A 26,224-nucleotide genomic window follows, 5' to 3' on the forward strand; every position below is an offset into this window, starting at 1 on the left:
AATCCAATGTCGACCATCGCTAACCTCACCCCCGCGCCCCTGTGGAAACACTTCGCCAAACTGTGCGAGATCCCGCGCCCGTCCAAACACGAAGACAAGGTTGTGGCGTATATCGTCGATTTTGCCAAGAACCGCAGCCTCGACGTCAAGCTGGACCAGATCGGCAACGTCATCATCAAGAAGCCGGCCACCCCGGGTATGGAAGACCGCAAAACCCTGGCGATGCAGAGCCATGTGGACATGGTGCCGCAGAAAAATGCCGATACCGAACACGACTTTCTCACCGATTCCATCAAGCCCTATATCGATGGCGAGTGGGTGACCGCCGAAGGCACCACCCTCGGTGCCGACAATGGCATCGGCGTGGCCGCGATCCTCGCACTGATGGAATCCACGGATATCCCCCACCCGGCCCTGGAAGCCCTGCTGACCATCGACGAAGAAGCGGGCATGACCGGTGCCAAGAACCTGCAGCCCGGCCACTTCGAGGCCGACCTGCTGCTGAACCTCGACACCGAGGACGAGGGTGAACTCTATGTGGGCTGTGCCGGCGGCGTGGACGTGAATGCTTCCCTGCCCTACACCGCGGAGCCGGTTCCCGCCGGGCATCAGGCGTTCAAACTGAGCGTGCGCGGCCTGCGTGGCGGCCACTCCGGTCTGGATATCGACAAGGGCCGCGGCAACGCCAACAAGATCGCCAACCGTATCATCGACGCCGCGCTGCAACAGATTCCCGAATTGCGCATCGCCAGCCTCGATGGCGGCAGCCTGCGCAACGCCATTCCGCGCGAGTCATTCAGTGTTATCACCGTGCCCGCCGCTAACACCGCCCAGCTGCTGGACATCGCGCAGCAAGCAATTGCGGTGATCAAAACGGAGCTGGATAACGAAGCCAAACTGGATATCGCATTGGACGCTACCGATGCGCCCGCATCCGTTATGGACGCAGACGCCCAGCTGAAACTGATCCGTATCATCCGCTGCTGCCCCAACGGCGTGGAGCGTATGAGCACCGCGCTCGAGGGCATCGCCGATACTTCCAACAATCTGGCTCGCGTCGTCACCGAAAACGAGAACGGCAACAGCCGCGTGCGTATCCAGTGCCTGGTGCGCAGCCTCTCCGATACTGCCCGCGATGAGCACGGCCTCAATGTGGCCGCCGCGTTCCAGCTCGCCGGTGCGCAGGCGAGCCTGGACAATGCTTACCCGGGCTGGACACCTAATATGCAGTCGCCACTGCTGGCACTGATGAAAGACGTCTACCAAGAAATGGAAGGCAAAGAGCCCGAAGTAAAAGTGATCCACGCCGGCCTCGAATGCGGCCTGCTGGCCAAACCCTACCCCAACTGGGACATGGTCTCCTTCGGCCCCACCATCCGCCGCGCGCACTCGCCGGAAGAGCGGGTGCATATCCAGAGCGTGGCGAACTTCTGGGATTATTTCCTGAAAGTCGTTGCGGCGATTCCAACGGCCGGGTAACTTCAATTCAAGAAGCGAATTAGCCGCGCGTGATTATCCCGGCAGCTTTGCTAGCCGGGATAATCGTTGCAGAAATCCAGTTATCTCCAATCAATAGATACATTAAAACGGGAGAGATTCCATGTTCAGTCATATCATGATCGGCGCAAATGACGTCGAAGCTTCCAAGGCCTTCTACGATGCCATTCTCGGTGCCATGGGCCATAAGCCCGGCGTAATGGATGCAAAAGGCCGCTGTTTCTACTTTACTCCCTCCGGTGTTTTTGCGATTACCAAGCCGCTGAACAATGAGCCTGCCTCCCACGGTAATGGCTCCACCATTGGCTTTACTGCGGACAGTCCCGCCGCAGCCGATGCCTGGCATGTCGCTGGACTGGCCAACGGCGGCACCGAGTGTGAAGATCCACCCGGCGTGCGCGAGACCCCTAACGGCAATCTGTATCTCGCCTACCTGCGCGATCCCTCCGGCAACAAAATCTGCGCACTGCACCGTATGGGCTAAGCCCAAATATCCGGTAAGCCAGTACGAGACTGGCTCACCGGACATTTCCGCTGCGAATCATTGCGATCAACATCACGTGATCAAACCTGCAAGGAATGCATCATGACTCCCGCGATCAACAGCGCCACCAAAGCGAAAATTTCCTATCAGATCCACGAATACAGTCACGATCCCGCTGCGGAATCCTACGGCCTTGAGGCCGCGGAAAAGCTCGGGCTGGACCCAAAGCAGGTATTCAAAACGCTTGTAGTGTCGCTGGATGGAAAATCTCTCGCCGTCGCCATCCTGCCGGTGGAAACACAGCTCAATATGAAACTGATCGCCAAGGCGGCTGGTGCAAAAAAAGCAGCAATGGCGGACAAGAACGATGTGATGCGCTCTTCCGGCTACGTACTCGGTGGCGTGAGCCCGCTGGGACAGAAAAAACTCCTGCCCACCTTCCTGCACCATTCCGCGGAAGCCCAGCCCACTATCTTCGTCAGCGCCGGCCGTCGCGGGCTGGAAATTGAACTGGCTCCCCAGGATCTGCTGCAACTGACGCGGGGAAAGTTTGCGGAACTGGTTATCTGAAAAACCTTCCAAGGAATTGAAAGACGCACTGCATGACCCACTACGAATGGCTGCTATTTGACCTGGACGGCACACTGAGCGACCCAGCCGAGGGCTTCATCAATTGCATGAACCACGCGCTGGAATTTCACGATTTCGCCCCCCGCCCAGCCGACGAACTCACGCCACACATAGGTCCGCCGCTTGAGCAGACCATGGCGCAATTGTCCGGAAGCAGCGACGAGGTCCTCATCCGTTCCATGGTAAATAAATACCGCGAGCGCTACGGCGAGACCGGCTATGTGGAAAATACACTCTACCCCGGCGTCGCCGAGATGCTGGAGAACCTCTGTAGCAATGACAGTGTCCGCCTCGGGGTCTGTACCTCCAAGCGTGCAGACTTTGCCGGAAGGATTCTCGAGCAGTTCAACCTGCGCCACTACTTTGAATTCGTCAGCGGCGGCGATGTGGGCATTGCCAAGTGGCAGCAACTGGAAAAATTGCTCGCAGAAGAGTGTATTAGCACACAAGCGTTGATGATCGGCGACCGCCACTTTGACCTGACTGCCGCGCATAAAAACCATCTGCACTCTGCCGGTGTACTGTGGGGATACGGTTCACCCCAGGAACTGCAAGAACACCACCCCACCTACCTTTTCTCCAGTCCTGCGGAGATTTGCCAGCAGTTTTGAGGCAGCCCCCACAGATGTGACCTCGTGTTCCCGATTGGCCGGCCCCGCTGCTGGCCCTGCCACCGCGGTTGCCGCATAATGCACGGCCGCTTTGACGATTCCGATAACTCCGACAACAAACGGCCTGCTGTATGTGGTTTAAAAACCTGCGCGTCTACCGCCTTACCCGTGAATTCACCCTCTCCGCTGAACAGCTGAACGAGCTGCTCGAACCTGATACCTTCACCCCCTGCGGTAGCCAGGACATGGCCCGCTACGGCTGGGTAGCGCCGCTCGGGCGCCACGGCAGCGAGCTGGTGCACGCCGCCAATGGCTACCTGATGGTGTGTGCGAAAAAGCAGGAAAAGGTCATCCCCGCGGCGGTGGTGAACGAAAAGGTCGAGGAGATGGCTCAGGCCATTGCCGACAAGGAAGCCCGCAGCGTCGGTCGCAAGGAGCGGCAGAACCTGAAGGACGAAGTGCTGCTGGAAATGCGCCCCAAGGCGTTCGCCCGCTCGCGCCTGCAGTTTGCCTACATCGACCCCAAAGATGGCTGGATTGTGGTGAATGCATCCTCCGCCAAGGCCGCGGAAGAACTGCTGGAAAACCTGCGCGAGGCGATCAGCAGCCTGTCGGTGGTACCGCTCACCGCCAAGAACATCCCCCAGCAGTCCATGACCCACTGGCTCTCCGCGCCGGAAGCACCGGTGAATTTCGAGTTCGGCAACGAGTGCGAGCTGCGCGACCCGCAGGAAGCCGGCAGCGTGATCCGCTGCAAAAACCAGGACCTGTGCGCGGAGGAAATCCACAACCATCTGGTTGCCGGCATGCAGGTGCACAAGCTGGGACTTATCTGGCGCGACGGTGTGGAGCTGATGGTAGACGACCAGCTCGCGATCAAACGCCTAAAATTTAGTGATGCCGTTACCGAGAAGGCCGACAACGTGGACGCGGATAGTGCCGCGCAGCGTTTTGATGTCGAGTTCTCGGTAATGACCCTGGAAATTTCCGCATTGCTGAAAGACCTGTTGCAGGCCTTCGGCGGACTGAATACCGACACCGCCAGCGTCGATGAAATCGTCGCCCGCGCAACCCGTGAGGATCGCGAACAGACATTGGCTGCGGAAGTGGAAGAAGTCTGATTGAAAAATCCGGGCAATCGATTTCCACGATAACGAAGAAGGCCGCAATTTTGCGGCCTTCTTCGTTCTGGATTGCTTACACTTTTTTGACCGGTCGCCCGGCTTCGCTCCAGAGCACGTGATACTTTTCCTGCTCGGGTCGATCCACCCGAGAGAAGGTATGCGCACCGAAGAAATCCCTTTGCGCTTGCAACAAATTGGCCGGCAGGGATTCACGACGGAAGGCGTCGTAGTAGCTGAGTGCCGAGGACAGTGCCGGTACCGGAATACCACCGATGGTGGCATCTGCCACCGCGCGGCGCCAGTTACCCTGGTGGCTGGCAATCTGCTCGACAAAAAAGTCGTCCAGCAGCAGGTTAGAGAGCTTTACATCGCGCTCATAGGCGTCACTGATGGACTGCAGGAATACCGCACGGATGATACAACCGGCACGCCAGATACGCGCGATTTCTGCAAAATTCAGCTCCCATCCCTGCTCGCGGGCGGCGAGCTTCATCAGGTCGAAGCCCTGCGCGTACACACAGATTTTTGCGCAATAGAGTGCATCGTGCAGTTGCGCGATGATTTCGTCGCGCTTGTCCTTCGCCACTGGCGCCACGTCCGGGCCGGCCAGTTTCTTGGCCGCGCGGGTGCGCAATACCTTGCGTGTCGACAGGGCCCGGGCAAACACGGCCTCTGCGATACTCGGTGCCGGGCAGCCCAGTTTCAGGGCGTCCACCGCGGTCCACAGGCCTGTGCCTTTCTGGCCGGCGCGGTCGAGGATCATATCCACCAGCGGCTTGCCGGTGATGGAGTCCGGGGTGTCCAGGACTTGTGCACTGATGTCGATCAGGTAACTGTGGAGTACCCCCTTGTTCCACTCGCGCAAAATCTCCGCGATTTCCTGCGGCGTCATTTCCAGGGCGCTGCGCATCACGTCGTACACTTCGCAGATCATCTGCATATCCGCGTACTCGATGCCGTTGTGCACCATTTTCACGAAATGGCCGGAACCGATTGGGCCGATATACGCGGCACAGGGCTCGCCTTCGGTGACGGGATTGCCGGGTTCAAAACGCTCGATGGGCTGACCGCTGGCGGGATCCACCTTGGCGGCAATGGCATGCCACACAGGCTCGATACGTGCCCAGGCATAGCGGTCACCACTGGGCATCAGCGATGGTCCAAAACGGGCACCCAACTCACCGCCGGATACTGCGGTGGTGAAGAAAATCAGCTTGCCCTCGTAACGCCTGGCGCGCTTTACCGAGTCGGTCCACAGGCTGTTGCCGGTGTCGATCACGATATCGTCCGCGCGCAGTCCCGCATCGAGCAGCTTGTTGCACACGTCGTCCACCGGCGCACCCGCGGGTACCGAGAGAATCACCAGATGTGGCGCCTTCACCCGCGCGAGCAACTCGGTGTAGGAGTTGCACACTTCCACCCGCGGCGGCTGGTCGCCGCGTTCCTTGGCATCCTGGGCCAGCAGTGCATCCAGGCGACCGTGATCCAGGTCAAACGCACACACGCGGTATCCGTTGTCGACGAGATTGAGAATGAGGTTTTTCCCCATGACGCCCGCGCCAATAAAACCGATATCGCAGCGTGAATCCGACATGTATTTCTCCAGAATTTGGGTACAGCTTGAAGCGGGCGGAGTATAGCAATCAGGGGCGGCCGCCGGGAGCAGAAAGGCCAAATTAGTGAGCCCGCTGGAGCCACGCTAGTATCCCGCAAGGCCCCGCGCATATTGAATTTGGAGGTGGCATGACGTCCAGTCAAAGTGGGCACCCAAATATCCCCGACGAACCCTGCCGGGGTGCTATCGCTGACCTGCGAGTCCTGCAACAGCCCGGGCAGGATACCTTCCGAAAGTTCGCCCACGGTGAACTCCCCGCACCTCCGGTCTGGCGCCTTACCGGCATCCAGGCTACCGAGGTCGGGTTGGGCACGGCGACATTCTCCATGCCGGTCACACCCTGGCTTGAAGATTTTGTCGGTATCTACTGGGGAGGACTGTATGCGCTGTTTGCCGACTCGCCCCTGGCGGCCGCCATCTGGACCACCCTGCCAAAAGGGAAAATCCTCTCCACCTCGGAATTGAATCTCTGCTACGTGAGGCCGATGAGCCGCGAAACCCCGAACCTGATCGGACGGGCAAAAACGGTGCATTCCGGCAGCCAGGTAGGCCTGTCCACCGTGGAAATTACCGATCACCAGGGAAGGATGCTGGCGTTTGGCAGTTCACGCTGCCTGATCGCCGACTTTCCCATCGATGAACAAGAACACTATCCGGAGCCTGATCTGGGGCCATCCGATGGACCCGACCCTTACCGGCGCCCGCCGCCGGAAGTTAGCCTGGATGATATGGCGGGTTTCGGCGATGTCGTTCCCATCGCATGCCAACAGGCGACCATCTCTCAGGGGCGCACGCACCCGGTCTGGCATTTCACCGGTTACCGTGTTCGCGATATCAAAGACGGCTATTGTGAATCCCGGCTGCCTTCCTCCCCCTGGTTTTCCAACGGCAACGTGGTCATTTATGGAGGAATGCTCGCCTGGGCCGCGGATTTCACCATGGGCGCAGCGGTCTACTCGACTCTTCCCGCGGGTGATCTTTTTGCAACGCTCGATATCCACATTCGTTTCATGCGTCCCGCCGCGATCAATGACGGTGACATCACACTCACCAGCCGCGTACACCACCGCGGCAGGCAATTGAGAGTAGCCTCCTGTGATATCGTCAACGCCGCAGGAAAACGCCTGGCGATGGCCACGGCATCCGCGCTGGTGATACCGGGCGGAGCAAGACAACTCAGTCAGGGACTGCCTCCCGAAGCCATCATTGCCCGTGCGACGAACGCCTTTGCACAGCAGTAGAGCCCGCATTTCCTGGAATGGCCGGTGTTAGATTAAAATTCCCCGATGCCAACCTGTGCACCTACAACCACCAAACCAGCAGCCACCGCACCAACAACCATCACACCAATCCAGTATGCCCAGTTCACCAAATATCGCTCGCGCCATTGAATTCAGCGCGCCCTGGAGCCGCCAGCTGACCTTCATTACGCTGCTGACCAGCGTCATCCTGTTGGGTATCAGCACCATTCTCTGGCTGAAGGCACCGGAAAATCCACCGCTTATGTATCAGTTAAGCATATGGATGTGCCCGGGGGTTCTGCTGTTGTCTGCGCTGTTTGCGGTGCGCGGCTATCGTGTGCAGGGCCGCAATTTGTGGGTGCTGCGCCCGGGCTGGAAAACCCGCATTGTGCTGAATGGGCTGAAGTCCGTCAGTTTCGAACCGGACGCCACCAAAGGCTCCATCCGCCTGTTCGGAAACGGTGGTTTTTTTGCGTTCAGCGGCCTGTTTCGCAATCAGAAACTGGGGCGTTACCGCGCCTTTGCCACGGATATGTCCCATACCGTGGTCATCCAGTTGCCAGCGCGAACTATTGTGGTCACCCCGGATAAACCGGAACAGTTCCAGGAAGCTTTGTCAGGGCTCACGGAAAGCAAGACTGGGTGAATCCCTAGGGGCCGTCACGTTATCGCCCTGCAGCGAGCCTCTGGACTACACTGAATTTTGGCAAATTAAATTCGCGCCATTTCATATTGGAGGAATTCCGATGAAGTTTGTTGCGACGATCGGAATATTACTGCTATTGGGGCTCACTTCCGCAGTCTGCGCTGAAGAAGCGCGAACCGAAATCCTCCAGTTCGCCAAAAGCGCCACGGGCACTTCCGTGACCGGCAGTATCTCCGGTTACGAAACGATGAATTACAAGGTGACTGCAAAAGCCGGGCAACAAATGGAGGTGGCGCTTGCCACCAGTCATACCGCCACGTATTTCAATGTGTTCGCACCGGGCACTGGCCCGGGGGATGCGGCGATATTTATCGGTTCAACCAGCGGTGACCGATTCGCTACCGAACTGCCGGCGAGTGGCACCTACACTATTCAGGTGTATATGATTCGCAGTGCCGCGCGCCGCAACGAATCTGCCGACTTCAAATTACGTGTCGATATCGACGGCAACCACAGCAGCCACCCCCGCTCCCGCGGCGGCGATCGCGGCCAGACCTGGGCCTACGATGCCAGAGGAATCCTGCCCTGCTCCGCCGGAGAGCCCAGCTTCCGCCGCGATTGTCCCTTCCAGGTCAAACGCAAGTCCGGAGGAGCGGAGATTCGCACCACCAAGCCACTGCCAGAACAGGGGCAACGCGTACTCTACTTCGACAATGACCGCTTCAGCACCGACGACAACAGCCCCCTCAACTGGCAGCGCCAGGGCGACAATTGGTGGCTTGCTGCCGGGCAGCAGGAGTATTACCTGATTCCCGATGCGGTGATTTGGGGCGGTTGATGTGATGAAATCATTGCATCAACCCAGCAACCGCTAGCGAGTGAACTTATGCCCGAAAGACTTTTTCTGACAGCATCCCCATGCCCTGCTCATGCGCGCGTGGCACTGTTCACTGCGGTACTTTCCCTCTCTGGCCTCCCCCATCTTGCCGTTGCAGCGCCGCTACCCACTGAGCCTGAGACAACACCTGCAGAATCACAGGACTGCGTGATTCTGTTGCACGGCCTGGCCAAGTCCGACCGCTCAATGGAAAGGCTCGCGCAGGCGGTGGCCGAGGCTGGATTCCATACGGTGAATGTGGATTACCCGTCGACCGACCTTCCGATTGAAAAACTCGCCGGTCCCGCCATTGCCCCGGCACTGGACCGCTGTGCGCAATGGGCCGAAACAGAGACCACCGATGCCCCGCGGGTGCATTTCGTTACCCACTCTATGGGCGGCATTCTGGTGCGCCAGTATCTGAGCCGGGTAAAGCCCGAGAATCTAGGTCGTGTGGTTATGCTCGGCCCGCCCAATCAGGGCAGCGAGGTGGTGGACACGCTCGGGAGTTTCCCCGGCTTTCACTTTATGTTTGGTGATGCGGGAATGCAGCTGAGCACCGGCAAAATGAGTGTGCCGAATCAGTTGGGCGCGGCGAATTTCGATGTGGGTATTATTGCGGGCACCAAAAGTATCAACCCGATTCTCTCCACCCTTCTGCCAAACGCGGACGACGGCAAAGTCTCCGTCGCGCGCACGCGCCTCAAGGGCATGCACGATCACCTGGAAATGCCGGTCACGCATGTATTTATGATGAAAAACAACGACGTTATCGCGCAGGTCATTCACTATCTGCGCCACGGCCGTTTTCAGCGGGAACCGGAAGAAAGTGAAGACCTGAGTGTGCCGGCCTCGGTCACCCAGCAGGAAAAGATTCAGTTTCCGGATACCGCTACAGGCACAGGCGATGACGACAGCTCCGCGCCATCGGGAGAGCAACACCAGAGCACCAGTGTGCGCGCCACCATCAACGGCTACGAGGCCATCGAATACCTGATCAATGCCAAAACCGGCCAGTCCCTGGCAGTGGGCCTGCGCAGTAACAATGCCCAGGCCGCCTACCGGATCACTGCACCGGCGGCGCCCCGTGCACTGCATTCCGGGCACGGACAGCAGTCGAGCTATTCCTTCACGCTACCCCGCGACGGGACTTATCGTCTGATGATTTATCTTTTGGAAGGCGCCGCCAGTGCCGGGGAAAGTGCGGAGTTTTTGCTGGATATCCAGCTGCGCAATCCCGGCTGAGTCCACCCAGCCAGGATTATTGAAGCGCAATAAATTACGGTGAGCTCTAGCCTATCTTGCGGATGCCTACCGCTTCGCGGAGCTTCTCCAGGAACGGTCGGGAATATTCGCGGGCTTTGTGCGCACCTTTTTCCAGTTCCACTTCGATTTGCGCCGGGTTCGCCAGCAGCTCATTGTAGCGCTCGCGGGCTTCACCGATCTGGCCGTTGATCAGCTCGAACAACTGCTTCTTGGATTCACCCCAGGCGATGCCCTCTTCAAACGCCTTGCGCATTTCCGCGGTCTGCTCCGGCGTGGCAAATGCCTGCCATATCTGGAATACGGTAGAGGTATCCGGATCTTTCGGCTCACCGGGTTCGAGCAGGTTGGTCAAGATCTTGTTGATGTGCTTCTTCAGCTGTTTTTCCGGCAGGAACAGCGGAATGGTATTGCCGTAGCTCTTGCTCATCTTGCGGCCGTCCAGGCCCTGCAGCACCGATACATTTTCATCTACCACTGCTTCCGGCAGCACAAAGTGCTCACCGTAGTGATGGTTGAAACGGGCACCGATATCGCGCGCCATTTCGATATGCTGTATCTGGTCCTTGCCCACCGGTACCTTGTTGGCATTGAACATCAGGATGTCCGCCGCCATCAGGATCGGGTAGCTGTACAGGCCCATGGTGATGCCGAAATCGGAGTCCTGGCCGTCGTCGCGGTTGCTGTCCACCGCGGCCTTGTAGGCGTGGGCGCGGTTCATCAGGCCCTTGGCGGTCTGGCAGGTGAGCAGCCAGGTCAGTTCCGGGATCTCGGTGATATCCGACTGGCGGTAAAACACCGCATTATCCGTGTTCAGTCCCAGCGCCAGCCAGGTGGCGGCAATCTCGAGGGTGGACTGGTGCACCAGCTTCGGGTCCTGGCATTTGATCAGCGCGTGGTAGTCCGCCAGGAAATAGAAGGACTGGTTGTTCTCATCCTGACTGGCGGCAATGGCCGGGCGAATGGCGCCCACATAGTTGCCGAGGTGGGGAGTACCGGTGGTCGTGATGCCGGTGAGTACGCGCTGCTTGCTCATAAATCCTTGCTGTTCCGTTCTGCGATGAATGACTGCGTTTTACGATTCAGGGCCGCATGATACCCGTTTCACGCCGGTGGTTGTACGCTCAGTCCGCGCCACCCGCACACTGCTCCAGCAACTGCCGGTATGACATCGATAACGCTTCCCAGCTCATACCGGAGACATCCGGGACAGGCCGGGCCGCCCCCTGCTGAATATCCAGCGCACACCGCTGCATAAACGCAGCCAGATTCGCCGCACTCGACGCCACGTCCTCGGAATAGTGCCAGCCACCGGTACCGAACCACTCGGGGTACGCGAGGTTGTCCGGCACCAGAGGTTCGCACCCGGCGGCCACCGCTTCCAGTACCGCAAGCCCCTGAAAATCGTGACGCGCCGTGGAAATCACGGCATGACTTTGGCGGAGCAGCTGGCGATAGCCGGCGAGGCTCTCCTGATACCCCCAGGCCCCCAGCGCTCCTAACTTTTCCAGCAGCTGTCGAAGCTCGGCGAATTCCGCCGGTTGCCGGCGAAACTGCTGTCCGACCACATGCAGGGTGAAAGGAATCTGCGCAGCGCCGAAGCGACGTAGTGCCGCCAGAAGAATGTCGGGCCCCTTGTCGTACTCCCAGCGGTGGTTCCACACAAAGGTTGGGCGCCCAGACTTGTCGCACGGCGCCAGGTATGCCTCACTCTCAAGTGGCACCGGCAACACACGGGACTTGCCCGCAATTTCTTCACAGATACCTTTGGGCACATGGTCCGGCAGTTTCTGTAACAGCGCCGCAGCGCCATCCAGCAGGGTCCTGCGGTTGTATTCGGAATTGAACAGCAGCAGGTCGCCGCACAGTGCGGTGTAGATATTCAGAAGCTGCGGTTCCACACTCGCTACCGCATCCTTGCTGCGCGGATAGTCGAACTGGTTTTCGTGGAAATAGACGGCCGTGGGCACACCGGCAAGGGATGGCACCAGCCCGCGCAATGAGGCGAGATCCGTCATCGAGGTGGTGACAATCAGATCCCAGGGTTGCCTCAGCAGCGCCAGTGACTCGCCCCTGCCCCAGCTGAGGCTGTTGCCCCTAACCCGCCAGCTGAAGTAGCGCGGCGGCAGGCTCAAGGTAGTCCACTGCCAGTCGGGCACGGCGGCCACCAGACCGCGCCGCCAGCGCTTGTGGCTGTCGGCGTCGTAGGCGGAAAGCAGGAGCACGTTCACCGATGCATGCCCGAATGGTGGGTAGGAGCCAGTGGTTAGCTGAAATCGCGAATATTCGTCAGCCGCGCAAACAGGCTAGAGGTATCCCAGCGGCTGCCACCGAGGGCCTGTACCTCGCTGTAGAACTGGTCCACCAGCGCTGTGACCGGCAACAGTGCGCCATTGCGCTTGGCCTCATCGAGCACGATGCCGAGGTCCTTGCGCATCCAGTCCACCGCGAAGCCGTGGTCGTATTTTCCCGCGAGCATGGTTTTGTAGCGATTTTCCATCTGCCAGCTCTGGGCCGCGCCCTTGGAGATCACCTCTACCACCTGCTCGGCGTCGAGCCCCGCAGCGCGGGCAAAATGCAGCCCTTCCGAGAGCCCCTGTACGATACCGGCGATACAGATCTGATTGACCATCTTGCACAGCTGGCCGCTGCCCACCGGACCCAAAAGATTCACCGCGCGGGCGTAGCAGTCGAGCAGTGGCTTGGCGCGCTGGTAGGCGTCGTTGTCGCCGCCGACCATGATGGTGAGCGCGCCGTTCTCGGCACCCGCCTGGCCACCGGATACCGGCGCGTCCAGAAAGCCGATGCCCTTGGCCGCTGCCGCATCGGCGAGCTCTCGGGCCACATTGGCCGACGCGGTGGTGTGATCCACAAACAGACTGCCCTGGTCCATGCCGGCAAAGGCACCATCCGGACCTATGGTGACTTGGCGCAGATCCTCGTCATTACCTACGCAGGCAAATACAAACTCCGCGCCGCGCGCCGCTTCCGCGGGAGTGGCAAAGGCGTCGCCCTGGTATTTTTCCAGCCATTCACTGGCGCGGCTGGCGGTGCGGTTGTAAACCCGAACCTGATAACCCGCGCGGGAGAGATAGCCAGCCATGGGAAACCCCATAACCCCGAGTCCGATAAATGCGACCTTGGTTGTCATAGAAATACCTCAATGTGTGCGGGTCATTGCGTGAGTATCAGCCAGATCAATGCACCGCCCAACAACAGGCGATATATGGCAAACGGGGCCATGCCGGTACGACTGATAAATTGCATAAAGTAATGGATACAGAGATAGGCGCTGATACCGGAAAGGACCACACCGAGAAAAATACTGTCCCAAGGCACCGATTCGGTATCCAGCAGTTCGAAGGTCAGCAGCAGTGCGCTGAGCGCAATCACGGGAATGGACATCAGAAAGGAAAAACGTGCGGCCGCCTCGCGTTTCATCCCCAGCATCAGACCCGCGGTCATAGTGATCCCCGAGCGCGAGGTACCGGGAATCAGTGCCACAGCCTGCGCGACACCAATCATCAGTGCCTTTTTCCAGTCCAGTTTGCCAATATCGTCCCTGCGTTTACCGTACACATCTGACCACCACAGCAGCAAACCAAACACGATGGTGGTGGTAGCAATAACGGCTGAAGAGCGCAAATGGGTTTCGATAAAATCCTTGAAGACGAGACCGGCCAGTCCAGCGGGAATGGTCGCCAGCACGATCAGCCATGCCAGACGGCCCTCGTCGGTAAACTGCCCGGTTTTGAACCCGCCCAACCCATCACAGATTAACTGCCAGACTTCCTTGCGAAAATACAGCAATACTGCCATTAGAGAGCCGAAGTGTACGGCCACATCGAATGCCAGGCCCTGATCGGGCCACCCCAGCACCTGATTGGGAAGAATCAGGTGTGCCGAACTGGAGATAGGCAGGAATTCGGTTACGCCCTGAATTAGGGCCAGGATGACGGTATGAATGTGATCCATAATTTTTCTACTACTTATAGGTCCGCGATCCACGGACGCCCTGTTATCGGTGGACTATTTTTTATCGAAGATTCTCGGTGGCAGGATTAACGCTGCCGGATGCGCTCGCGTTTTTTCCAGGTCACCTCATTGCGCAGATAGGCGGGCTCCAGGTCCTCGGGGCTGACCTGAATTCCCTGCTGCCAAAGTTGCGCCGCCAGCACCGCGATATCCTGCGCATGAATGGCCGACTCGAGCGAAACCTCCAAAGGGTTCAACGCCGCCAGTTCCGGATATTCCCAACCGGGTCCGGCACCGTAGAAAGAACGCTCAGCAGTAACGCTATCGGCATGATGATAACCGGCGGCAGCAAGTGCAGAAACAACCTGCTCCGGGGCGGACACGGCATCGGCGAGCAGCGCATTGGTAATGTCGCCCGATGGATAGAGCCCCCAGTAAACCTCCTGCATTCGCGCATCCAGTGCGGCGAGTACCGGAGCTTCGCCCCACTCCGGATGTGAGCGCCGCGCACCAAGCGCAAGCGCGGCCAGACTGGAAACCGGCACAACCGGCCTATTCGCTGAGAACGCGAGCCCCTGGACACAACTGATGGCAATACGCAGGCCGGTGAAGGACCCAGGCCCCTGACTCACGGCCAGTGCATCCACCTGCCCCAGGCTGCTCTGCCCTTCCGCCAGTACCGCCTCCACCATGGGCAACAAACGGCGGGTGTGGTCCCGCTCGGCCCGGAAGAACTGCTCCGAGACCTGCCCATCGGTGTAGAGGGCGACAGAACAGGCACCGGAAGTGGTATCAATGGCCAGGATTTTCAAGAAAAGCGCCCCGTACTGGTATCAAACAGACAAATCTGGCCCCGGGGATGGGCGCCAGTAATTTTGGGGACGAATTGTGGCATGACCAGCGACAAACGCAAACCGGGCCAGGAGAAGCCCAATTCTATCGCGTGAGGAGCTGAGAGGGGTGGACTGGGGCAAACAGCAAAACCCCGGCACAGGGCCGGGGTTGACGGATCGGGAATGGGATCAGGCCGTCTTTGGCGGGCGACCGCGGCGACCAGCCGCCTTCTTGACCGCAGCCTTCTTGGCTGGGCGCCCGCGACTGGCGGACTTCTTCGGAGCCGCTTTCACCGATTTGGCGGCTGCTTTTTTGGCAGCTGGCTTCTTGGCCGGGGCCTTTTTCACCGCCGTTTTTTTGGCTGCGGATTTTCTCACCGCCTTTTTCTTGGTTGCGGCCTTGGCCGCCTTTTTGGCTTCCGCTTTGGCCTTGACCGCCGCCTTTTTCTCCAACACTTTGGCTTTCGCCGCCGCTTTCTTCGCTGTCGACTTCACTTTGGCGGTGGCTTTCTTCTCCGCCGTCTTTACTTTTTTGGCATCGACCTTGGCCCGCGCCTTTTTCCAGCGGCTGGCAAAAGCTTTCACCGCCTTCTCAAGTTCTTTATCCGCCTTTGCGGAGAGCTTGTCGGCCATGTCTGCGACTTTTTTCTTGACCGACTCTTCAGCCTGGCGCACGGCATCCATGGCACTGGCCTTTGCCAGCCCCAGCTTGGCCTCTGCGAGTTTTGCCCGCTGCTCTCTCAACTTGGCATTGGCCGCGGTCAGCGACTGCTTGGCGGCAGCGGAATTACTTTTTTGCGCACGCGCACGGGCTTTACCCACCCGATCCAACTGACTATCCAGCGCCTTGGCTGCGGCATCTACCGCCTTTTGGGCCTTGGTAACTATTGGAGTGGTGGTTGCCGATGAAGTGGTCACCTTGGCCTTGGCAGCCGGCTTTGCTTTCGCAACGCGCTTTGCTTTGGCAGCTTTCTTTGCGACTCGTGCCATCCCTTGTCTCCTCTTCCTCTGTAAAAGAAGTCACTCTGAACACAGATATGTACCGGCCAGCCACAAAAAAATGACACGGCTGTATCAAAGTTAATAAAAAAAGGGGCGTTTGCAAGAAATAAAGTTAAAAAACAACCAAAAACATTAAGAAATTTTCAGTTTTTTATTCCCCAGTGACGTTCCGCGGGTAAATTTCACAGGGTAAAAGATAAAAACCCCAAAATATTACCCGCAAATTCCCGCAGGCATTTTCTCCCGGACAATCGCCTCAATGGCCGCAAGGTGGTCAATACGCGCATTCAATGCGGGGATATACCGGTATTCGCGACCGCCGGCATCAATAAAATTAGCGCGATTCTCCACCGCGATTTCTTCCAGGGTTTCCAGGCAGTCCGCGGCAAATGCCGGGCAGATCACATCCACACTACCCACGCCAGACTGGCCCCACTCGACCAGGGTTTTATCTGTATAGGGTTGCAGCCATTCCGCCTTGCCAAAACGGGACTGGAAAGTTATTTCCCATTTATCCCGCGGCAGCTCCAGGGCCGCGGCAAGACGCTCCGCGGTACCACAGCACTGTTGGTAATAGGGATCACCTTTGCGGGTATTCGCCTTGGGAATACCGTGAAACGACATCAACAGTTTTTCTGCGGCGCCATTCCGTTCGCGGTGTTCACGCACGGAATTTGCCAGGGCTTCAATGTAGAGCGGGTGCTGCCAGTAATCATGCACTACGGAAATATCCGGCACATTGCGCGAGGCGCGAATGATTTTCGCCACCTGATCGTAAATGGCGCCAGTCGTTGTGGCGGAATATTGCGGATATAGCGGCAGGACGGTGAAGCCGCTAACACCGTCTTGTTGCAAACGGGCGACTGTATCCGCCAGGTTGGGAGCGCCGTAGGTCATGGCGTGTGCCACGATAATTTCCTGTTTTTCCTTTTTCTGCACATCTCCACTCACAGATGCGCGCTGCCCGGCGTCGTTGAAGCGCTGCTGCAGGAGAGCAACCTGACGCTGGGTGTAATAGGTGATGGGGGAGCCAGTTACCGCCTCGCCATCGAGACCGTGATTCCAGATTTCTTGGTAGGCAGGCGCTATTCGCGCAGGCCGCAGAGGCAGAACAAACAGGTTGAGAATCAACTTCCAGACGGGACGGGGAATTTCCACTACCCGGGGATCGGACAGGAATTCCCGCAGGAACTGCCGCACCGCACTGGGTGTGGGCTCGGCCGGGGTGCCGAGGTTCATCAGAATGATCGCGTGAGCCATGGTCGTTTGCACTCCAATGGGTTCAGGAGGCGATCCCGGTTCTGCCGAGGTGACTGGCTGCCACCTTGCGCCGGGAATCCGTGTCGATATGGGGCGGCAGTATTCCAGAGTCTGCTGTAAAAGTATTTAGCGACGTTGCAAACGGCCCGATAGAGAAGCCCAATTAAGACTAGACCGGGGCAATGACAAGGTCTGTCTGGAAAATAAAAAGGCTCCCGAAGGAGCCTTTTTACATCTAGAGCCGACGACTTCAGCTCAGCGCGGAGATCACTTTTTCACGGATCTGATCCATGGAGCCGACGCCCTCAACCTTGCTGTACTTCGGCGCAGTCTCTGGGGCGCGCTGGGCCAGCTCGCGGTAGAAACCCACCAGCGGCTCGGTCTGCTCGTGATATACATTAAGACGGTTGCGCACGGTGTCTTCACTGTCGTCGGTGCGCTGAACCAGCGCTTCGCCGGTCACATCGTCCACACCTTCGCTCTTGGGCGGGTTATACACCAGGTGATACACGCGGCCGGAACCTTCGTGTACCCGGCGACCGGAAAGGCGCTTGACGATTTCCTCGTCATCCACAGCAATTTCCAGCACGTGATCGATGGCCACATCCGCATCCAGCAGGGCCTGGGCCTGGGGAATCGTACGCGGGAAACCATCGAACAGAAAACCGTTGGCGCAGTCCGCCTGGGCGATGCGCTCTTTCACCAGGGCAATGATCAGGTCGTCGCTCACCAGCTTGCCCGCCGCCATGACGTCTTTTGCCTGAAGACCGAGCGGGGTACCCGCCTTGACGGCCGCACGCAGCATGTCTCCGGTAGAAATCTGAGGAATTCCAAACTTCTCGGTAATGAACTGGGCCTGTGTACCCTTTCCGGCGCCCGGCGCGCCCAGAAGTATGATTCGCATAATCAGATAATCTCCAGATCATACCCGGGGCAACTTTGCCCCAGCGATAAAAAGAGCGCTACCTTACACTTTGCCCCAAGGCAGAACAAGTCCGTAAGTGGTCAGGCCGAATTCGGTAATTTTTCTACAAAAAAACAGTTATTTTTAGCCAATCCTTGCTGGGCGCCATCCGCCCGCGACAAGCACATCGCAGCGGACATCAGGAATCCGCGGAGCTTTTCGCCGCTTCCCAGAGCCGGTCGAGTTCTTCCAGGGTGACATCAGAGGGCTGCAGATTGCGCTCGCCGAGCGCGGCTTCCACCGCACCGAAACGCTGTTCAAACTTGCGATTGCACTGGCGCAACGCGGCTTCCGGATCAACTTTGAGGTGCCGCGCCACATTGACGCAGGAAAACAGCAGATCGCCCAACTCTTCGCGGGCGTGTGCGCTATCCCCGGAGGCAATGGCTTCGCGAAGTTCCCGCAACTCCTCCTCCACCTTTTCCAGCACACCGTCGATTGCCGGCCAGTCAAACCCCACCTGGGCCGCACGTTTTTGCAGTTTGGCGGCACGGGTTAGTGCCGGCAGGCCCGCAGCCACCCCGCCCAAGGTACCAGACTCACCCTTGGATTCCCTCTCAGCCGCTTTGGTCGCTTCCCAGTTGGCTTTGATCTGCTCTTCGTCGATATCGACGCTGTGGTTATCGCCGTATAGCTCGCCGGAGGGGAATACGTGAGGATGGCGGCGCACCAGTTTCCGCACCAGGGTGTCGACGATACCGGAAAAGTCGAAATGCTGCTGCTCACGTCCCAGCTGCGCATAAAAGATCACCTGGAACAGCAGGTCTCCAAGTTCTTCCCGCAGGTGGACAAAATCTTCCCGCTCGATCGCTTCCGCCACCTCGTAGGCCTCTTCGATGGTGGAGGGCACGATAGTGGCGAAGGTTTGCTTCAGGTCCCAGGGGCAACCGCTATCGGGGTCGCGCAGCCGCGACATCAAGTATTGCAGGTCTTCTACGCTGAAGTGCTGTTTCATCGGTTTCACCTGTTCGCTGTCATTGGGCGTGCTGCTTTCACCGGGTTACCGGCTGTTAGCGGGTTCAATGCAGAATCCGCCGTTTTGCGGAGGCCACGTTCGGCAGCTGATTGATGCGGTGCAGTACCTGGCTCAGTTCCTCGAAATTGTGGATTTCCGCGGTGATCACCATATCCACTGTGTGCTTGTGCTTGTTCGAATGGGTCTGCATGGCCGTGATATTGATCCGCTGACTGTCCAGCATGGTAGTGACATCCCGCAACAGGCCGTGGCGATCGTAGGCCTCCACCATGATTTCCACCGAGTAGACTTCGGTGGGCTTTTCCGACCAGCCGACCTGCAGGATACGCTCGGGCTCTTCCGACTGCATCCGCAGCATATTCGCGCAGTCCTTGCGGTGGATCGACACCCCGCGCCCGAGGGTGATGTAGCCCATGATGTCGTCACCCGGTACCGGGTTGCAGCAGCGGGCGATATGGGTCAGCAGGTTACCCACCCCGTCGATGTACACATCGGTCTGCCCTTCCCGGGCCACCGGCGCAGTGAGGGACAGCACCGGCTCGCTCGGCCCCACTTTCACCATGCGTTGGGCCGTATTCAGCACCTGCCCCACGCCGATATCACCGGCACCGACCGCCGCGTACAGGTCGTCCAGCGAATGCATATTGAGCTTCTTCGCCAGTTTTTCGAAATCGAAATCCGCCAGCGCCAGCTGCTTGAATTCGCTGTCGAGAATGGTGCGACCCTCGGCCACATTCTGGTCGCGCGCCTGCATCTTGAACCAGTGGATGACCTTGGCGCGCGCACGCGAGGTATTGATGTATCCCATACTGCGGGAAATCCAGTCGCGGCTCGGTGCTTCCCGTTTGCCGGTGAGGATTTCCACCTGGTTCGCGGTCTGCAGCACGTGATTCAAGGGCACGATGCGGCCGTCCACCTTGGCGCCGCGGCAGCGGTGGCCGATTTCCGTGTGGATTTTGTAAGCGAAGTCCAGCGGCGTCGCGCCCTTTGGCAGATCCACCACATGGCCATCGGGCGTGAATACGTAGATGCGGGTATCCACATCGCTGGCCTGCAGGTCTTCCTGCAGCGGGTTACCGCCCACCTCTTCGTGCCAGTCGAGCACCTGGCGCAGCCAGGCAATTTTCTGTTCGTAACCGTCCTGCCCTTCGAGCTGGCCGGATTTTTTGTCCGTGCCCTTGTAGCGCCAGTGGGCGCACACACCGTATTCGGCCTCTTCGTGCATGGCGAAGGTGCGGATCTGCACTTCGAGCACCTTGCGGTCGGGACCGATCACCGCCGTGTGCAGCGATCGGTAGCCGTTGTCTTTGGGCGAGGCGATGTAATCGTCGAATTCGTTCGGAATGTTGCGCCACAGGTTGTGCACGATACCCAGTACCGCATAACAATCCCGCACCGTGGGCACCAGAATTCGCACCGCGCGGATGTCATACACCTGCGAGAAGCCGATATTCTTGCGCCGCATCTTTCGCCAGATGCTGTAGATGTGCTTGGCCCGACCGAACACCTCCCCTTCGATATCCGCTTTCGCCAGTTCGCTGCGCAACAGCTGCAGCACATTGTCGATATAGTCCTGCCGCGCCAGACGCTTTTCGTCCAGCAGACGGGCGATCTGCATATAGTCGTCGGGTTCGAGGTAGCGAAAGGAAAGGTCTTCAAGCTCCCATTTGATATGGCCGATACCCAGGCGGTGCGCCAGCGGTGCGTAGACATCCGCCACTTCCCTCGCCACCCGTCGGCGCTTGGCTTCGGGTGCATTTTTGGAAGCGCGAATGGCACAGGTGCGCTCCGCCAGCTTGATCAGAGCCACGCGAACATCGTCCACCAATGCCACCAGCATGCGGCGGATATTTTCCGAGTGTTCCTCGACTGCACCACTCTGATTTTCGACGCCGGTATCGGCGCTGCGACTGCGGATGACCGCCATTTGCAGCACGCCGCGAATCAGTTTGGCGATGGTCTCCCCCATCTCCTCTTCGACGTACTTGAGCGACAGGCGCTTTTCACGCACCGCGCGGTAGAGCATGGCGGCGCACAGCGCTTCGCCATCAATCTGCAGGTCCGCGAGGATTTCCACCATTTCCAGGCCTGTGAGAAAACTGCTGGCACCTTCGGCCCAGATATTTTCCACTTCGATGGCCTTCTGCTCCGCCTGTTCGCTCATTTCCAGCGCTTTGCGGAGTGTTACCAGGCTGCCGCCATCCAGTTTTGCCATGGCCTGAATGTGGCGCAGCCATGTCTCCCGATCCAGGGTGCCGTCGGCCAATCGGGGATAGTTTTTTCTGACTTGTACCAATGTCTTAACTCGCGGTCAGAATAAAAGAAAATTTTTTTTGTTATCTTGCCGGGGTGAGTCAGCGATGATCTGCGCTGAACAACCCCGAGGACAGGTAGCGGTCGCCGCGATCGCAAATGATGGCAACGATGGTGGCATTCTCCACCTCGGCGGAAATCCTCAGCGCGCCGGCAACGGCGCCGCCGGAAGAAACACCACAGAAAATCCCCTCCTCCCGCGCCAGCCGCCGGGTCATGTTCTCGGCCTCCTGCTGACTGATATCCATAACCCGGTCCACTTCCTCCGGCACGAAGATTTTCGGCAGGTAGGCCTGGGGCCAGCGGCGGATACCGGGAATGGCCGAGCCCTCAGTGGGCTGCAGGCCGATGATCTGAACTTCCGGCTTCTGCTGCTTCAGGTAGCGACCACAGCCCATGATGGTGCCGGTGGTGCCCATGGACGAGACAAAATGGGTGATCGCCCCTCCGGTCTGCCGCCAGATTTCCGGCCCCGTCGTTTCAATGTGGGCGGTAGGGTTGTCGATATTGGAAAACTGGTCCAACACCAGTCCTTTGCCTTCTGCCTGCATTTGCAATGCCAGATCCCGCGCACCTTCCATCCCCTGCTCCGCGGTGACCAGAATCAGCTCCGCGCCGTAGGCGGTCATTGAGGCCTTGCGCTCCTCGGTGGCGCTTGCGGGCATGATCAGGATCAGGCGATAGCCCTTGATCGCGGCAGCCATGGCCAGCGCGATGCCGGTGTTGCCACTGGTGGCTTCGATCAGGGTGTCCCCCGGGCGGATCTGGCCGCGGGCTTCCGCGCGGCTGATCATCGACAATGCGGGGCGATCCTTCACTGAACCCGCCGGATTATTACCCTCCAGCTTCAGCAGAATGGTGTTGGAGGTATCACCCTGCAGTCGCTGCAAACGCACCAGGGGCGTATTGCCTACGCAATCGGCAATCGTCGGATATTCCATAGTCAACTCCTGATCCATCGGCATGTGCAGGCGCACATTCTACCCCCGAGCCGGCGCCGCTGCGAATGCGCCCTGCCGGCCACCAGCACAATCGCCACGCGAGCCGGCGAAATTGGGGTGGCTTCTGCGGCCAGCAGGGGTAGAATCGGACAAAAATAACACAGCAGCTTCTTGCCATGGCCCAAGCCAATCAGCCACAGCCTATGCCAGCGCCGGTCGCCAGTTCCGGACAAACACTGGAACAGAGCCCGCACCCCAGGCGCAAGCACAACCGCGCCCGACCCCACCGCACCTACGGCCGGCGTTACTCCCTGCGCGCCATCCTGTTCCGCTACACCATGGCTCCGGCACTGATCCTGTCGCTGCTGCTGGCCCTGCTGTTTACCCTGCAGCAGATGCACGACCGCCGCGACCTGCTTTTGAGTCACGGTCGCGCCAGTGCCGAGCAGCTGGTGGAACTGATTCACCTGAGCGAGGGCCACTCTTTTGAAGAGCGCATTCACTGGCTCGACAAAAGCCTGATGGCACTGATGCTGGAGCGCGACATGATCCGCTCGGTGCAGCTGTACCGCGCCGACCGCAACGAGGCGGGAGAGGAAGAGTTCAGATTGATTTCAAGCGTGGGCCCGCGCCCCCGCACCACCTTTAGTGCGGAAGAACTGCGCGGTAAGCCGGCCCACGTGCACGAGGATTTGGACAGCCTGCAGATACTGCACCCGCTGCTCGGCGAGGGCACCAATTGCTGGCTAGCCATTGAGCTGCACCGCCCCTACTTTTTGGTAGGCACTTATCAGGTGGCGCTGGTAGGCCTTATCGGATTGATCGTCTGCACCCTGATTGCCCTGGTGTGGGCTGTAGTGCTGTCGGAGCGCGCGGCCAGAAGCCTCGAGCGCATCAAGGAGGCGCTGCGCGCTGTCGGTCAGGGCAAGTTCGCCGCCCGCGCGGTCAGCTCGCGCAACCTGGAACTGGCGCAGCTGGCAGAAGAGATCAACCTGATGGCCGGCAACCTGGCGGAATACCAACGGGATTACCAGGAGGGGCTGCACCAGTCCATGGAAGACCTGCGCCAGTCGCTGGACGCAATGGAAGAACAGAACATCGAGCTTGAACTCGCGCGCAAGAAAGCCGTGGAAAACAGCCGGGGGAAATCCAACTTCCTGGCCAACACCAGTCACGAAATCCGCACCCCGCTGAACGGCATCATCGGTTTTACCAACCTGCTGCTGAAGACCGAAGTGGACCAGTTGCAGCAGGACTATTTACAGACGATTTTGCGCTCCTCCGAGAGCCTGCTCACCACCATCAACGACATTCTGGATTTCTCCCGCATCGAATCCGGCAACCTGGTGCTGGATCACAGTCCCATGAATCTGGGGCAGGTTCTGGAGGAGACCCTGCAGATCCTCGCCCCCTACGGATACGAGCACAATCTGGAACTGGTGCCATTTGTCGACCCGCAACTGCCGCCGTCACAGATCGGCGACCCGCTGCGCATCAAGCAGATTCTCACCAACCTGGTAAGCACCGCCATTCGCTGCTCCGAAAATGGCAGTATTCCGGTACGCATAGCCGTGCAGAGCGGCAAGGAATCCGAGCTGATGGTGCATATCAGCATCGTCGACAACGGGGCCCGATGCGACGAGCAGGGGCGCCGCGAACTGCGACAGCTACTCAACAGCAGCCCGCAGCAACAGCAGACGAACAACAACGGCATGGGGCTCAGCATTGCCCGCAGCCTGGTGCAATCCATGGGCGGCGAACTGGGGATGGAGAGCAACGAACAGGGCGGCTCCAGCTACTGGATACAGCTACCGCTGACCATTGACCGCAACCGCACAGCAATCACCCGTGAGCAGTTCCCCGGCTGCAGGGTACTGCTGGTGGACCCCAACCCCATGACCCGCCAGCAGATCTTCCAACAACTCAGCCACTGGCAGGTGGAAGCGCTGGAGCACTGTGACGGCCAGAACCTGGTGCCCGCGATCGAACAGATGTGGCGGCACGACGCCTTGCCCGATGCCCTGATCATCGATGCCGGCATCGCCGACGGCAACTTCGATACCTTCATCGCTACCGTGCAACAACTGGTGGATACCTATCAGTGCCGTGTGGTGGTTCAGGGCTCACCGGTGGACCTGCGCCGCTGTTACGACGCACTGCGCACCCGGGTTCTCGCATTCCTGGGCAAACCGGTAAGTCGTGACGGCCTTCTGCGGGCTCTCAAACGGGTGGTGCCACAGCAGGCCCAGTCGCGTCCCCAGACGGGTACCTTCCCGGTACTGCCGTGGCCGGCAAAACCGCGGGTACTGGTGGTGGACGACCACGAAGCCAATCGCCTGCTAATGAACGAGCTGCTGCGCGCGCAGAATATCGAGGCGGTGGTGGCGGCGAGCGGCGCCGAGGCGCTGGAGCTGTGGCGGGACCAGTACTTCGACATGATTTTTATGGATATCCAGATGCCGGATATGGACGGCATTGCCACCACACGCAAGATCCGCGAGGAGGAGTCCGGTCGCCGCACACCGGTCATTGCCCTGACCGCCCATGTCGGCACCGAGGAAAAGTCGCGACTGCTGAGCGCCGGCCTCGACGACTACCTCAGCAAACCGGTGAGTGAAATCCAGCTGACCCATACGGTGAAGCGCTGGATGGAGGTGAACGGAGCCGAGGAGGAGGCCGTCTTGCCCCCAGTGGTAGCACCGCGCCTGGTCGACATCGGCGAGAGCCTGAATCTCGCCAACCAGGATCCGGGACTCGCACGCGACCTGTTGAGGATGCTGCTGAAGGGACTCCATGAAGACGAGCAGGAACTGGCTCGGCTGTTTGCGGATAAAGACCACAAGGGGCTGTTTGAGCGGGTACACCGTCTTCACGGGGGGTGCTGCTATTGCGGCGTATTGCGACTGCGGTCGGCCACCGGGCAACTGCAGGAACTGCTGCGCCCGCTACAGGATCAGGCGCAGGTGGACCCGGGCGATTTTGCAGATGCCTACGAGCAGGTGCGCAAGGAAATCCGCGCCCTGTGGGACTGGTCCGTGGAACAGGACCTGGACACATTGTTCGGGCTGGAACAGATCGGAGAAGTGGGTGCCGACGGCATAGAAATTAGCGAGGAACAAAGCGCCTACTAACAGACACAGAAAGAAAGCCTACTGGTAACAAACACAGGAAGAAGGCCTACTGGGTGCCGTACACCTGGCGGAACAGTTCGCGACTCTTTAGCGGGCGGTTACCCAACAGTGGCGACAGTATCTGCCGGCACAGGCGCTTGGCCGCCGCCAGCACTTCAGCCCCACAGCTCTCCCCGCTACCGCTCTCGACAAAAGTTTCCTCGATCGCCAGGGTCAGCGACTTCACCGCCAGCAGGTGAGCACCGGAAAAGTCGCCTGCACGCATCGCTGCGCCTGCTGGCAGATGCACCGGCATAAACCCCTCTTCCGCGGTCAGGCGATAAAACCCATCCGCGCGTATCGGTTCGTTGCCCAGCGGGCTGAAATCGAGCTCGGGGCAACTTCCCAGCGCCTGCAATAGCTGCAACTCGAAACGGCGCAGGGGCAATTCCAGTACCGCGCCCCCGATACCCTGCTCTTCCCCGGTTAGCGCCGCCAGCTGTGCCAGCAGCTGCTGGTAGGCCGCAAACACCGACAATTGCGCATCCCCTTCCGGCAGCAAGCGCACCAGCAGCTCGTTGGCGTAGAGGCCGGCATACACCGCGCGCCCTTTCAGCCACAACGACTGCCCGGCACTTTCAACAGGACCGAGGGTTTTCAGGTCGTGGCGCCCCATAAGGGTCACCAGCAACGGGGCAAATGGCTGCAGAGCGCGCTGCCGCCGCTGCTTGTCGCGGCGCGCGCCCTTGGCGATACAGGCGATGCGCCCGTAGTCCGGTGTCAGCAACTCCAGGATCAGGCTGGTATCCCGGAATGGCCGCGAGTGCAAGATATAGGCCGGTTGCGGGGGCAGCTGCTGCAC

Annotated in this window: 23 protein-coding genes; 10 read left to right on the forward strand and 13 right to left on the reverse strand. The window is 59.3% G+C overall.

Translation table 11 applies throughout. From position 1 onward, the window contains the following. The first annotated feature begins 6 nt into the window (after positions 1-6). The 5 genes from R5R33_RS02505 to rdgC all read left to right on the forward strand — a co-directional run bounded on the left by R5R33_RS02505 (position 7) and on the right by rdgC (position 4,343). The gene (locus tag R5R33_RS02505; protein ID WP_318954490.1) at positions 7-1,479 is read left to right on the forward strand and encodes an aminoacyl-histidine dipeptidase; all 1,473 of its coding nucleotides are present in this window, start codon (positions 7-9) and stop codon (positions 1,477-1,479) included. A gap of 121 nt (positions 1,480-1,600) precedes the next feature. After that, entirely contained in the window at positions 1,601-1,981 is a 381-nt protein-coding gene (locus R5R33_RS02510) for a VOC family protein (RefSeq protein WP_318954491.1), read from the forward strand. 102 nt (positions 1,982-2,083) lie between these two features. After that, complete coding sequence (gene ybaK / locus R5R33_RS02515) at positions 2,084-2,551, forward strand: Cys-tRNA(Pro) deacylase (RefSeq protein ID WP_318954492.1); 468 nt, start codon at positions 2,084-2,086, stop codon at positions 2,549-2,551. A gap of 32 nt (positions 2,552-2,583) precedes the next feature. After that, a complete protein-coding gene (locus R5R33_RS02520) occupies positions 2,584-3,222 on the forward strand; it encodes an HAD family hydrolase (protein ID WP_318954493.1) in 639 nt (212 codons plus the stop codon). 131 nt (positions 3,223-3,353) lie between these two features. Further along, positions 3,354-4,343 (forward strand): recombination-associated protein RdgC, encoded by a 990-nt coding sequence (gene rdgC, locus R5R33_RS02525; protein ID WP_318954494.1) that lies wholly within the window; start codon positions 3,354-3,356, stop codon positions 4,341-4,343. A 76-nt stretch (positions 4,344-4,419) separates the two neighbouring features. Here the strand turns inward: rdgC and gndA are convergent, their stop codons facing one another. Then, the gene (gene gndA, locus R5R33_RS02530; RefSeq protein ID WP_318954495.1) at positions 4,420-5,940 is read right to left on the reverse strand and encodes an NADP-dependent phosphogluconate dehydrogenase; all 1,521 of its coding nucleotides are present in this window, start codon (positions 5,938-5,940) and stop codon (positions 4,420-4,422) included. Positions 5,941-6,089: 149 nt separating this feature from the next. Between gndA and R5R33_RS02535 the strand changes: the two genes are divergently transcribed. The 4 genes from R5R33_RS02535 to R5R33_RS02550 all read left to right on the forward strand — a co-directional run bounded on the left by R5R33_RS02535 (position 6,090) and on the right by R5R33_RS02550 (position 9,970). Continuing rightward, positions 6,090-7,202, forward strand: a complete 1,113-nt coding sequence (locus R5R33_RS02535) for a PaaI family thioesterase (RefSeq protein ID WP_318954496.1) — start codon at positions 6,090-6,092, stop codon at positions 7,200-7,202. A gap of 115 nt (positions 7,203-7,317) precedes the next feature. Continuing rightward, on the forward strand, positions 7,318-7,848 hold the full coding sequence (locus R5R33_RS02540) for a PH domain-containing protein (protein ID WP_318954497.1): 531 nt from the start codon (positions 7,318-7,320) through the stop codon (positions 7,846-7,848). A gap of 100 nt (positions 7,849-7,948) precedes the next feature. Next, positions 7,949-8,686 (forward strand): hypothetical protein, encoded by a 738-nt coding sequence (locus R5R33_RS02545; RefSeq protein WP_318954498.1) that lies wholly within the window; start codon positions 7,949-7,951, stop codon positions 8,684-8,686. Between the two features lie 207 nt (positions 8,687-8,893). Further along, positions 8,894-9,970, forward strand: a complete 1,077-nt coding sequence (locus tag R5R33_RS02550) for an esterase/lipase family protein (RefSeq protein ID WP_318954499.1) — start codon at positions 8,894-8,896, stop codon at positions 9,968-9,970. A gap of 46 nt (positions 9,971-10,016) precedes the next feature. Here the strand turns inward: R5R33_RS02550 and R5R33_RS02555 are convergent, their stop codons facing one another. The 11 genes from R5R33_RS02555 to cysM all read right to left on the reverse strand — a co-directional run bounded on the left by R5R33_RS02555 (position 10,017) and on the right by cysM (position 22,252). Further along, positions 10,017-11,024 carry a tryptophan--tRNA ligase gene (locus R5R33_RS02555; protein ID WP_318954500.1) on the reverse strand — a complete coding sequence of 336 codons (1,008 nt, stop codon included), beginning with the start codon at positions 11,022-11,024 and terminating at the stop codon, positions 10,017-10,019. Between the two features lie 88 nt (positions 11,025-11,112). Further along, the gene (locus tag R5R33_RS02560) at positions 11,113-12,219 is read right to left on the reverse strand and encodes a tRNA-queuosine alpha-mannosyltransferase domain-containing protein (RefSeq protein WP_318954501.1); all 1,107 of its coding nucleotides are present in this window, start codon (positions 12,217-12,219) and stop codon (positions 11,113-11,115) included. Positions 12,220-12,254: 35 nt separating this feature from the next. Further along, entirely contained in the window at positions 12,255-13,139 is an 885-nt protein-coding gene (locus R5R33_RS02565) for an NAD(P)-dependent oxidoreductase (protein ID WP_318954502.1), read from the reverse strand. 23 nt (positions 13,140-13,162) lie between these two features. Continuing rightward, the gene (locus R5R33_RS02570) at positions 13,163-13,963 is read right to left on the reverse strand and encodes an undecaprenyl-diphosphate phosphatase (RefSeq protein WP_318954503.1); all 801 of its coding nucleotides are present in this window, start codon (positions 13,961-13,963) and stop codon (positions 13,163-13,165) included. An 86-nt stretch (positions 13,964-14,049) separates the two neighbouring features. After that, a complete protein-coding gene (gene tsaB / locus R5R33_RS02575; RefSeq protein ID WP_318954504.1) occupies positions 14,050-14,775 on the reverse strand; it encodes a tRNA (adenosine(37)-N6)-threonylcarbamoyltransferase complex dimerization subunit type 1 TsaB in 726 nt (241 codons plus the stop codon). Positions 14,776-14,985: 210 nt separating this feature from the next. After that, positions 14,986-15,786, reverse strand: a complete 801-nt coding sequence (locus R5R33_RS02580) for a hypothetical protein (protein WP_318954505.1) — start codon at positions 15,784-15,786, stop codon at positions 14,986-14,988. A gap of 225 nt (positions 15,787-16,011) precedes the next feature. Then, a complete protein-coding gene (gene hemH / locus R5R33_RS02585; protein ID WP_318954506.1) occupies positions 16,012-17,058 on the reverse strand; it encodes a ferrochelatase in 1,047 nt (348 codons plus the stop codon). Between the two features lie 250 nt (positions 17,059-17,308). After that, the gene (adk, locus tag R5R33_RS02590) at positions 17,309-17,962 is read right to left on the reverse strand and encodes an adenylate kinase (protein ID WP_318954507.1); all 654 of its coding nucleotides are present in this window, start codon (positions 17,960-17,962) and stop codon (positions 17,309-17,311) included. Positions 17,963-18,161: 199 nt separating this feature from the next. After that, positions 18,162-18,977 carry a nucleoside triphosphate pyrophosphohydrolase gene (gene mazG, locus R5R33_RS02595; protein ID WP_318954508.1) on the reverse strand — a complete coding sequence of 272 codons (816 nt, stop codon included), beginning with the start codon at positions 18,975-18,977 and terminating at the stop codon, positions 18,162-18,164. A 64-nt stretch (positions 18,978-19,041) separates the two neighbouring features. Continuing rightward, on the reverse strand, positions 19,042-21,294 hold the full coding sequence (gene relA, locus R5R33_RS02600; RefSeq protein WP_318954509.1) for a GTP diphosphokinase: 2,253 nt from the start codon (positions 21,292-21,294) through the stop codon (positions 19,042-19,044). A 58-nt stretch (positions 21,295-21,352) separates the two neighbouring features. Further along, positions 21,353-22,252, reverse strand: a complete 900-nt coding sequence (cysM, locus tag R5R33_RS02605; RefSeq protein WP_449843690.1) for a cysteine synthase CysM — start codon at positions 22,250-22,252, stop codon at positions 21,353-21,355. A 176-nt stretch (positions 22,253-22,428) separates the two neighbouring features. Between cysM and R5R33_RS02610 the strand changes: the two genes are divergently transcribed. Continuing rightward, positions 22,429-25,383: a response regulator gene (locus tag R5R33_RS02610; protein ID WP_318954510.1), complete on the forward strand. Its 2,955-nt coding sequence runs from the start codon at positions 22,429-22,431 to the stop codon at positions 25,381-25,383. Between the two features lie 46 nt (positions 25,384-25,429). Here R5R33_RS02610 and recO read toward each other — a convergent pair whose 3' ends face one another. Continuing rightward, positions 25,430-26,224, reverse strand: coding sequence for a DNA repair protein RecO (recO, locus tag R5R33_RS02615; protein WP_318954511.1), 795 nt, complete (start codon positions 26,222-26,224; stop codon positions 25,430-25,432).

It is taken from the genome of Microbulbifer pacificus, assembly GCF_033723955.1.
Taxonomy (GTDB): Bacteria; Pseudomonadota; Gammaproteobacteria; order Pseudomonadales; family Cellvibrionaceae; genus Microbulbifer; species Microbulbifer pacificus.

What these genes read in the sequence shown, in the direction of transcription:
- R5R33_RS02505 (WP_318954490.1), top strand. Translation starts at nt 7, where the DNA reads ATGTCGACCATCGCTAACCTCACCCCCGCGCCCCTGTGGAAACACTTC.
- R5R33_RS02510 (WP_318954491.1), top strand. Translation starts at nt 1,601, where the DNA reads ATGTTCAGTCATATCATGATCGGCGCAAATGACGTCGAAGCTTCCAAG.
- ybaK (WP_318954492.1), top strand. Translation starts at nt 2,084, where the DNA reads ATGACTCCCGCGATCAACAGCGCCACCAAAGCGAAAATTTCCTATCAG.
- R5R33_RS02520 (WP_318954493.1), top strand. Translation starts at nt 2,584, where the DNA reads ATGACCCACTACGAATGGCTGCTATTTGACCTGGACGGCACACTGAGC.
- rdgC (WP_318954494.1), top strand. Translation starts at nt 3,354, where the DNA reads ATGTGGTTTAAAAACCTGCGCGTCTACCGCCTTACCCGTGAATTCACC.
- gndA (WP_318954495.1), bottom strand. Translation starts at nt 5,940, where the DNA reads ATGTCGGATTCACGCTGCGATATCGGTTTTATTGGCGCGGGCGTCATG.
- R5R33_RS02535 (WP_318954496.1), top strand. Translation starts at nt 6,090, where the DNA reads ATGACGTCCAGTCAAAGTGGGCACCCAAATATCCCCGACGAACCCTGC.
- R5R33_RS02540 (WP_318954497.1), top strand. Translation starts at nt 7,318, where the DNA reads ATGCCCAGTTCACCAAATATCGCTCGCGCCATTGAATTCAGCGCGCCC.
- R5R33_RS02545 (WP_318954498.1), top strand. Translation starts at nt 7,949, where the DNA reads ATGAAGTTTGTTGCGACGATCGGAATATTACTGCTATTGGGGCTCACT.
- R5R33_RS02555 (WP_318954500.1), bottom strand. Translation starts at nt 11,024, where the DNA reads ATGAGCAAGCAGCGCGTACTCACCGGCATCACGACCACCGGTACTCCC.
- R5R33_RS02565 (WP_318954502.1), bottom strand. Translation starts at nt 13,139, where the DNA reads ATGACAACCAAGGTCGCATTTATCGGACTCGGGGTTATGGGGTTTCCC.
- R5R33_RS02570 (WP_318954503.1), bottom strand. Translation starts at nt 13,963, where the DNA reads ATGGATCACATTCATACCGTCATCCTGGCCCTAATTCAGGGCGTAACC.
- R5R33_RS02580 (WP_318954505.1), bottom strand. Translation starts at nt 15,786, where the DNA reads ATGGCACGAGTCGCAAAGAAAGCTGCCAAAGCAAAGCGCGTTGCGAAA.
- hemH (WP_318954506.1), bottom strand. Translation starts at nt 17,058, where the DNA reads ATGGCTCACGCGATCATTCTGATGAACCTCGGCACCCCGGCCGAGCCC.
- adk (WP_318954507.1), bottom strand. Translation starts at nt 17,962, where the DNA reads ATGCGAATCATACTTCTGGGCGCGCCGGGCGCCGGAAAGGGTACACAG.
- mazG (WP_318954508.1), bottom strand. Translation starts at nt 18,977, where the DNA reads ATGAAACAGCACTTCAGCGTAGAAGACCTGCAATACTTGATGTCGCGG.
- cysM (WP_449843690.1), bottom strand. Translation starts at nt 22,252, where the DNA reads ATGGAATATCCGACGATTGCCGATTGCGTAGGCAATACGCCCCTGGTG.
- R5R33_RS02610 (WP_318954510.1), top strand. Translation starts at nt 22,429, where the DNA reads ATGGCCCAAGCCAATCAGCCACAGCCTATGCCAGCGCCGGTCGCCAGT.